Origin of the sequence: Paenarthrobacter sp. 2TAF44 (assembly GCF_052114885.1) — a bacterium.
GTDB lineage: Bacteria > Actinomycetota > Actinomycetes > Actinomycetales > Micrococcaceae > Arthrobacter.
The window spans coordinates 556,338-564,210 of the sequence record NZ_JBFRFP010000001.1; the positions used below are offsets into that span (position 1 = coordinate 556,338).

The following is a 7,873-nucleotide window of genomic DNA, read 5'->3' on the forward strand; positions in this document are numbered from 1 at the left end:
GAGCATGGGGAAGCAGTCCCAGAGGTTGAGTTCCCAGGAGGCTGCTGCGCAACGTGGTTGTGGGGCGGGGCGGAACGCCACCAAGTGGCCGTGTAGCGGCGTGTTCTGGTCAGCACCTTGGGTGCGACAAAGGGGTCATTCCGCCCGCTTGGCTTCATTCTGTCCAGATCCGGAGCGCCATCCAGTGATTTTTATTGATAGGCAGGGGTCCGGGCAACGGTTTATCCCAGCGCCCATGATCTGTAGTTCTCTGTCGGTCCGAGGGCGAGCAGGCGTCGCAGGTTCAGTCACGCGGTCCGTAGCTGCAGCCAAGCGTTGTTCCGGCCGATGCCGCGGTCGGGAACGCGGTGCTTGCCGGGGGTGAGGCAGCAAGGCACACCAATACCTGCAACTGGCGCTGGACACAGAGCCCGATTACGCTTCGCGCGCGTTAGCGGCCAAATGCTCGGCGCCGGCAACCTCGCAGGGTGGAACACCAACAAAGACACCGCTACAAAACCCACCTTGGCATGCCATAACTGGAGGAAGCCCGGGGGCGGAGCACCTCGTCCAGCTGTTCATTGGTAACCCAGACATCTATTCCTGAGCGCTTGACTGATTGGGCCAGAAGCCGGGTTCGGGCACGCAGAGGGCTGCACGTCCCGGGTTCGTACTGAGCCGCCCATTACGTTTTCCACCCGCATTGTCCTGGAAGAGCGCCTTACGTCTAGGCTGACTTTGGCGAGTGATCAACCATGACGACGGAGGACGACCATGACCGAATCAAGTATCCATGCCCGGGCAGAGAAATTGAAGGCTCTGCATGAGGCCCCGGAAATCCTGAGTGTGGTCAACGTGTGGGACGCCATCAGCGCCTCGACCGTGGCAGCCCTTCCTGGGACGAAAGCCATTGCCACCGCCGGGCACTCGATTGCGGCCGTGTATGGCTACGCCGATGGAACCATGCCCCTCGATGTCGCGCTGGACGGCGTGCAGAGGATCGTCAACGCGGTTGAACTTCCGGTCACCGCAGACCTCGACGACGGCTATGAAGACCCAGCCGAAACCATCCGCCGGGCGATTGGCATCGGCGTCGTGGGCGCCAACGTCGAAGACCGCTTGCGTCCTTTCGATGAAGCCGTCGCACGAGTGCAGGCGATCGTCGACGCCGCCAACGGAGAGGGCATCGCGTTCCAGCTGAACGCACGCACCGACGCCATTGCGAAGGGCGGCGACCGCCCGATCAAGGACAGCATTGAGGACGCCATTGCCCGTGGTCGCGCCTTCCTGGATGCAGGAGCAGCGTTGGTATTCGTCCCTGGCGCCCTGACACGCGACGTTATCGAGCCGCTCGTCGCAGGCCTCGGACACGGCAAATTGTCTGTGATCGGCGCCCCCGGAGCGCTTCCCGCAGCCGAGCTCCAGGAACTCGGCGTTGCGCGTGTTTCCTACGGTCCCTTTACCCAGCGGGTCGCCTTGCGCGCCCTACAGGATCTCGCCGCCGATCTGTACGTTTCCGGCGTCATCCCCAAGGACACCCCGGCCCTGAACTAAACCAAAGAAACCGGTCCGGCAGGACCGGTCAGGAGCCGGATCGCGTGTCGAAGGCTGCCGCCGACTCGCACAAGAGACGGGCATCCGTGTCCACTGGAAGGAAATCGGGCCTTCGCCCATCGGACCTTCGCAGGGCGATGCGCCGAGCCCCAAACATGGGACATTCAGGATGTCCAGACCGGTCTTGGACGACGCCCCTTGGTGCCAGAGTGGGCACGATGCCAACACCCTCATCATGAGTGCCAGCGCGGTGAGTGTGTCTTGATACTGATGGACAGTTTCGTCGTGAAGTCATTTAGCCACGACGCCGTGCCGCCATAAAGGTGTGTGCCCTACAACCCAGCAAGCGGAACGCCCACCAGCCAGGGCACCGACCCCCGCTCCCCCACCCAAATTCAACCGGCCAGCCCCGGCGGCCAGGCTCCAGCCGGGGAATGTGAGGCAGAGGAACCAACCCTTGCGTGCCCGAGCACCTCCCGCCCAAGCCGATACCCTCGTCGACGCGACAACCGCAGGAAGCCCCACCGTCGTGCCCGTCCATGTCACAGAATCACCTCGCTTCCAAACCTTCATGGACTGAAGCAGTCCAAGAAACATGACCAGAGCTTCATTGCCCTTAGGATGGTCGACATCAGATGGCGTATCCGCGTGCACATGGAGGCATGGGCACGCCGACCCACGGTATGCGGCTGAGTGACTTCCACGCAACGACGTGATGATGTTGTTGGCTCCCATCCGAAATTCTGATTTACCGCACAAGCGGTTGGAACGGGCCGGAGACGCCCGCCCGCACCAGGGCATCACGGATTTGTCATCACTCCTGGCGGCCGGATCAGGCCTCGCTCGCCACGCTCACCTTTCGCTGGTTATCGAATCAGATACTAGAGATCTAGCGTGCTTACTCGCATTCCGGAAGCTACCTAGGCGCAATGCTTCGATGAAGCCGCCGCGTCCGGGTGTCCGCATTCATCAGAAGAGCAGCAGGCATTATTGCTTGGGAAGTTACCGTTGTTTGACAACTATTTCGATGCTTTCCGTCGCCCACTAGTGGGCCGGCGGCGGGCGAGCCTCCCCGACTACCGTCGGTTTTAGATGGCGTGGTCGATGATATTAAGCTAGACTTCTAGCAATATTATTGCCACCCTCTGACCGTTATTGGAGAAACTGTGATCCCTGAAGCCACAGAGGAATCTGCAACCGCTGAGGAACCCTTCCGGATCACTGCCAATGTCCAGAAGGCGAAGCGCATCGGGTCCTCTGAATACGAATCACTGTCCCATGCCGCTGCCATTGAGCTGTACCCGGACGTCAATTCCCCCGCCATGGCGTTGTGTTTCAATCTCATCCGAGCCGCAAACAGGATGACCACGGACATGGAAGTCTCGGTGCACCGGCCCATGGGCATCAGCTTCGCAGGGTACCGACTCCTGTTCACTATCAAGTCGGTGGGCCAGGTTAACCCAAACGAGCTGGCCCGGTTGTCCAGCGTTTCCACAGCTTCCATAGCCAGCTTGCTCAATACATTGGAGAAGAGCGGGCTCGTTACCCGAGAACCGGATCCAGAGGACAAGCGCAAAACCGTCGTGCAGCTGTCGGACGAAGGCGAGCAAATGCTGGCCGAACTCTTCCAGATCAACAACCAGCGCGAGCAAGCCTGGGCCGCGGGGCTCACCGAAACCGAAGCGTCGATCCTGGCCCAACTGCTGCGCAAGCTGTTGCTGCACCACCCGGCTCCCCGAACCAGCTAGAACTATAGGAGATACACATGAGGGCTCAAGACGTCCGGTTGGACGACACCGTGATCGCCGAGCTAAGGCAACGCGCCAAAGACTTGGAGGCGTATTCCACGTTGTGGGCCGGAGGCCCAGAAATTGACTCAGCAGGCTCAGCTGCTCTTTCCTCCCTGGTTGAACGGCTGGCCAACATGTATCCATACGGCGATGCGAAGTACATCGGCCAACTCCTTAAGCCCCCGCACCCTGTGGCTTGGGTTGCCCAGGCCATAACAGCACTGATCAATCCGAACAACCATGCCATGGACGGAGGCCCGGCTACCGCGGTCCTGGAAAAGGAAGTAGTGGCCAAACTTGCGGCAATGTTCGGTTATGAGGAACATCTGGGCCATCTGACCTCGTCCGGCACCATCGCAAATCTTGAGGCGCTTTGGGTTGCCAGGGAATTGCATCCGGGCAAGGTCATACTGTCCGGAACGAACGCCCACTACACGCACGAGCGCATGTGCCGGTTGCTCGGAACCCCACACGAAACCATTCCGGAAGACAACTTCGGCCGTCTTTCAATGGCAGATCTCAGGACCAGGCTCGCGCAAGGCGGGGTCGGGACCGTTGTCGTCACTTTAGGCACGACCGGTCTTGGCGCGCTGGACCAAGTCCATGAGGCCGCGGACCTGGCAGCCGAGTTCGGAGTCCGGTTACATATCGATGCAGCCTACGGGGGATTCCACACTCTCCTGGCAACTGGTCCCGAACCGCTGGTTGATCCTGCCCCCTTCCTGGCCATACGCCGGGCGGATTCAATCGTCGTAGATCCACATAAGCACGGACTTCAACCGTACGGATGCGGATCTGTGCTCTTCGCTGACCCATCTGTCGGCAGGCTCTACTCGCACGATTCCCCCTACACTTACTTCACTTCTTCTGACCTACATCTTGGGGAGATCAGTCTGGAGTGCTCCAGAGCGGGAGCGTCTGCGGCAGCATTTTGGACCACGGTTGAAGCTCTGGGATTGTCACGCGAGGGAATGGGATCGATTATCGCCGACGGCCGAAAGGCCGCGCTGCAAATAGCTGACATCATCAGAGCCGCCGACGGCGCCGAACTCGTGGTCGAACCCGAACTGGACATCGTTTGCGCCTTCCCTCGACGTCCTACCACCGGGCAAATATCTGCGGCAACAGAAGATGCGTTCGCGGCCTTGGCCGAAGACGGATGGCACTTGGCACTGTATCGGGTCGACAGCAAGTGGCTCGCGAGGAACCATCCTTGGATCGCAGTTGATAGCGACTACACCACTGTCCTGAGATCCTGCACGATGAAACCCGAGCATCTCCAAGTGGCCAAAGAATTCGGCCATCGCCTCGTTGCGTCAATGGAACAGCAGTCCCCACGGACAAGCTAAAACCCAGCTGAACGAGTACATCAAGCGCGTCCAGTTCTGAAGAGCTTCGACGCTGACCGACTTACAACGAAGTGAGGAATTTCCTGTGCAGTTTCACCATCACGGTTATGTATCCGGGGACCCCCTGATCCAGCCGGCAGCAGGAGTCGGCATCAACCGGCCAGTTGAACTTCCGAACGAGGTCGACGTGCTGATCGTCGGCACCGGGCCCGCCGGCATGCTTGCGGCCGCGCAACTGTCCCAATTCCCAAGTGTCGCCACGCGCATCGTGGAGCGCCGTCCCGCGAGGCTCGCCATTGGCCAGGCCGACGGCATTCAGACCCGCACAGTAGAGACGTTCCAGGCCTTCGGATTCGCCGAGCGGATCACCGCCGAGGCATATCGGATCACCGAGACGGCATTCTGGAAGCCCGACCCCGCGGACTCCTCGCGCATCATTCGCATTGCCCGTACCCAGGATGATCCCGCCGACATCAGCGAATTCCCCCACCTCGTCGTTAACCAGGCCCGCGTGCTGGACTACTTCGCCGAGTTCATGGCCAATTCGCCCACACGGATGTCCCCTGACTATGGCTTTGAGTTCCGTTCCCTGAGCGTCTCGGACGAGGGTGAGTACCCCGTCACCGTGACCCTCGTCCGCACCTCCGGACCGCATGCGGGGCAAGAGCGCGTAGTCCGGGCTAAATATGTCGTGGGTGCGGACGGTGCGCGCAGCAAGGTGCGTGAGTCCATTGGCTGCGCCCTCGCTGGAGACCAGGCCAACCATGCCTGGGGCGTCATGGATGTCCTGGCCGTGACAGACTTCCCAGATATCCGACTCAAATGCGCGATACAGTCCGGAATGGGCGGCAGCATCTTGCTGATCCCGCGCGAAGGCGGCCACCTGTTCAGGATGTACGTTGACCTCGGCGAGGTAGAGGCCCAAAACAAGGGCGCAGTGCGCAGCACGTCCGTGGAGGAAATCATTGACAAGGCGAACGCGATCCTCCACCCCTACACCCTCGATGTCCGCAATGTCGCCTGGCATAGCGTGTACGAGGTGGGCCACCGGCTCACGGACCGGTTCGACGACGTTCTGCCGGAGCAACGCGGGACCCGAATCCCCCGGGTGTTCATCACTGGCGACGCCTGCCACACGCACAGCGCCAAAGCAGGCCAGGGCATGAACGTGTCTATGCAGGACGGCTTCAACCTGGCCTGGAAGCTCGGGCACGTGCTTGAGGGCCGCAGTCCGGAGAGCCTGTTGTCCACCTACTCCGCCGAGCGGCAGGTAGTGGCAAAGAACCTCATCGACTTCGACAAAGAGTGGTCCACCCTCATGGCCAGGAAACCGGAGGAGTTCGAAAACCCCTCCGAGCTGGAGGACTTCTACGTCCGCACCGCCGAATTCCCGGCCGGGTTCATGACCGAGTACGCGCCGTCCATGCTGGTGGCCACCGCCAAACACCAGTGTCTGGCCCCCGCCTTCACCATCGGCAAGCGCTTCAAGTCAGCACCCGTAGTGCGAGTCGCTGATGCCAATCGAGTACACCTCGGCCACCACGCCAAGGCCGACGGCCGCTGGCGAATCTACGTCTTCGCAGACTCGGCGCCGCACAGCGCCGACTCGCCTACCGAGCGGTTCGCCAACTGGATCACCAACTCGCCGGATTCCCCCCTTGCCGCCACTCCGTCGGGGGCCGACCCTGACGCGTGGTTCGACGTCAAAGTGATCTACCAGCAGGATCACACAGGTGTCGACATCAACGCCGTTCCCGAAGTATTTAAACCTCAAGTCGGTCCGTTCCGGCTCACGGACTACGAAAAGGTTTACGCAACAGACCCGACAGAGGACATCTTCGAGCTGCGTGGCCTCAACCGCGGAGGCCTCATAGTGATTGTCCGCCCTGACCAATACGTGGCAAACATCCTGCCGCTTACCGCAACGACCGAACTCGCCGCGTTCTTTGCACCCGTTTTACGCCCGCGAGTCGAAACCAGGGTCTTCAACGAATGACCTCGAAGTCATGTTGCGCTCAGTCTTCCTACCCGTGAAGAGGTATAGGTCAACCACGACCTACCGGATGAACCAAGAGGACCGCATAGCCCCAACCCCCAGCAACCGGAGGGCCACCAGCCACGACCTTGAAGCCACTCCCCCACAACCGAAAGAGGCAACCCGGGCGCCAGGCACACCCTGCGGCCCGCGTCAGAGGGAGGGGCCGATCGACCGACGATCGCATGACCCGAGCAAGTGTTCTCCCTGATACATCCCGAATGGTTCGAGCCGAGGTTAATGGCCGAAGGTCCCACAGCACCTGGCCGCGGGACCCTCAGTAATCCCCAACTCGGAACCTGCGTGAGCGCTTGCCTGGAACATCCCCGCTCTACCGGCGAAGAGCTGCGGCTATTTGAGGCATTCCCTCCGAATCCAGCCGATCCAAGACATCGTTGACGTCCACCGGTGGATTCCTGTAGGTCTGAGGTTGTTGGTGACAATTACCTGGGCCTGCGCCTTCAGTGCCGCTGCCATCACATGGGCATCCCCCGGATCCGGCAGGTCCGTGAAGACCTGCTCCAGAGGCTGGTAATCGCCTACGATGCAATCCGGTACAGCGGTGCACATCAACACTCGGGTGCGGTCGAGCTTCGCCGGATCCAGATCCGGCCGATTCTCTTTCAGATTTCGAAACGCTTCGTCGAGAATGGCCTCCGTCCAACGCGCTCTGACCAGCCCGGCCTGAGCGACTCGGACCAGTAGATCGCGGAGCATGCTCGGATACAAGACGTTCGCATCGTAGATGACCGTGAAAACCACTCTAGATAATCCCCAGGTCCTGGCCCAGCGCCGACAATTCGTCCGCGGCATCCTTCTGAACCACCGAGGTGCGGCGCTTGTATTCGTAGAGCGAATCGGTCAGTACCCTCCTATGCGTTCCGACCATTCGGTACTTAATTTCCTGAGACTCAAGGAGCCCAACCAGGTAAGGACGGGATACATTCAAAATATCCGCAGCCTGCTGCGTCGTGAGTTCGGCATTCATGGGGACCACCGTGACACCCTGGCCAGCTGCCATCTTCCCAAGGATTCTCATCATCAGATCCGCAGCAGCACGGGGCATCTCCAGCTGCCCGCCGTCAGTAACCCTCATCTCCACCGGCTGCTGTGGATCCGAGTGCGCCTCAACGGCGCGACGAAGTGTCTTCAAGGCCTCCCGCGCG

At 60.7% G+C, this 7,873-nt stretch carries 6 protein-coding genes; 4 read left to right on the forward strand and 2 right to left on the reverse strand.

Annotation, left to right across the window (positions count from 1 at the left end; genetic code table 11):
• Positions 1 to 753 precede the first annotated feature (753 nt).
• From AB4Z15_RS02415 to AB4Z15_RS02430, 4 genes are all read left to right on the forward strand, one after another.
• Positions 754 to 1,533: an isocitrate lyase/PEP mutase family protein gene (locus AB4Z15_RS02415; RefSeq protein ID WP_442015895.1), complete on the forward strand. Its 780-nt coding sequence runs from the start codon at positions 754 to 756 to the stop codon at positions 1,531 to 1,533.
• A 1,166-nt stretch (positions 1,534 to 2,699) separates the two neighbouring features.
• Positions 2,700 to 3,281 (forward strand): MarR family winged helix-turn-helix transcriptional regulator, encoded by a 582-nt coding sequence (locus AB4Z15_RS02420; protein ID WP_442015896.1) that lies wholly within the window; start codon positions 2,700 to 2,702, stop codon positions 3,279 to 3,281.
• Positions 3,282 to 3,298: 17 nt separating this feature from the next.
• Positions 3,299 to 4,672, forward strand: coding sequence for a pyridoxal phosphate-dependent decarboxylase family protein (locus tag AB4Z15_RS02425; RefSeq protein ID WP_442015897.1), 1,374 nt, complete (start codon positions 3,299 to 3,301; stop codon positions 4,670 to 4,672).
• Positions 4,673 to 4,757: 85 nt separating this feature from the next.
• The gene (locus AB4Z15_RS02430) at positions 4,758 to 6,668 is read left to right on the forward strand and encodes an FAD-binding monooxygenase (RefSeq protein ID WP_442015898.1); all 1,911 of its coding nucleotides are present in this window, start codon (positions 4,758 to 4,760) and stop codon (positions 6,666 to 6,668) included.
• 390 nt (positions 6,669 to 7,058) lie between these two features.
• Here the strand turns inward: AB4Z15_RS02430 and AB4Z15_RS02435 are convergent, their stop codons facing one another.
• The gene (locus AB4Z15_RS02435; protein ID WP_442015899.1) at positions 7,059 to 7,520 is read right to left on the reverse strand and encodes a PIN domain-containing protein; all 462 of its coding nucleotides are present in this window, start codon (positions 7,518 to 7,520) and stop codon (positions 7,059 to 7,061) included.
• On the reverse strand, positions 7,471 to 7,873 hold a 403-nt coding region (locus AB4Z15_RS02440; protein WP_442015900.1), incomplete at its 5' end, for an excisionase family DNA-binding protein. The genes AB4Z15_RS02440 and AB4Z15_RS02435, both read right to left, overlap by 50 nt.

Coding starts and splice junctions, on each gene's coding strand:
- AB4Z15_RS02415 (WP_442015895.1), top strand. CDS start 754: ATGACCGAATCAAGTATCCATGCCCGGGCAGAGAAATTGAAGGCTCTG.
- AB4Z15_RS02425 (WP_442015897.1), top strand. CDS start 3,299: ATGAGGGCTCAAGACGTCCGGTTGGACGACACCGTGATCGCCGAGCTA.
- AB4Z15_RS02435 (WP_442015899.1), bottom strand. CDS start 7,520: ATGCCGCGGACGAATTGTCGGCGCTGGGCCAGGACCTGGGGATTATCT.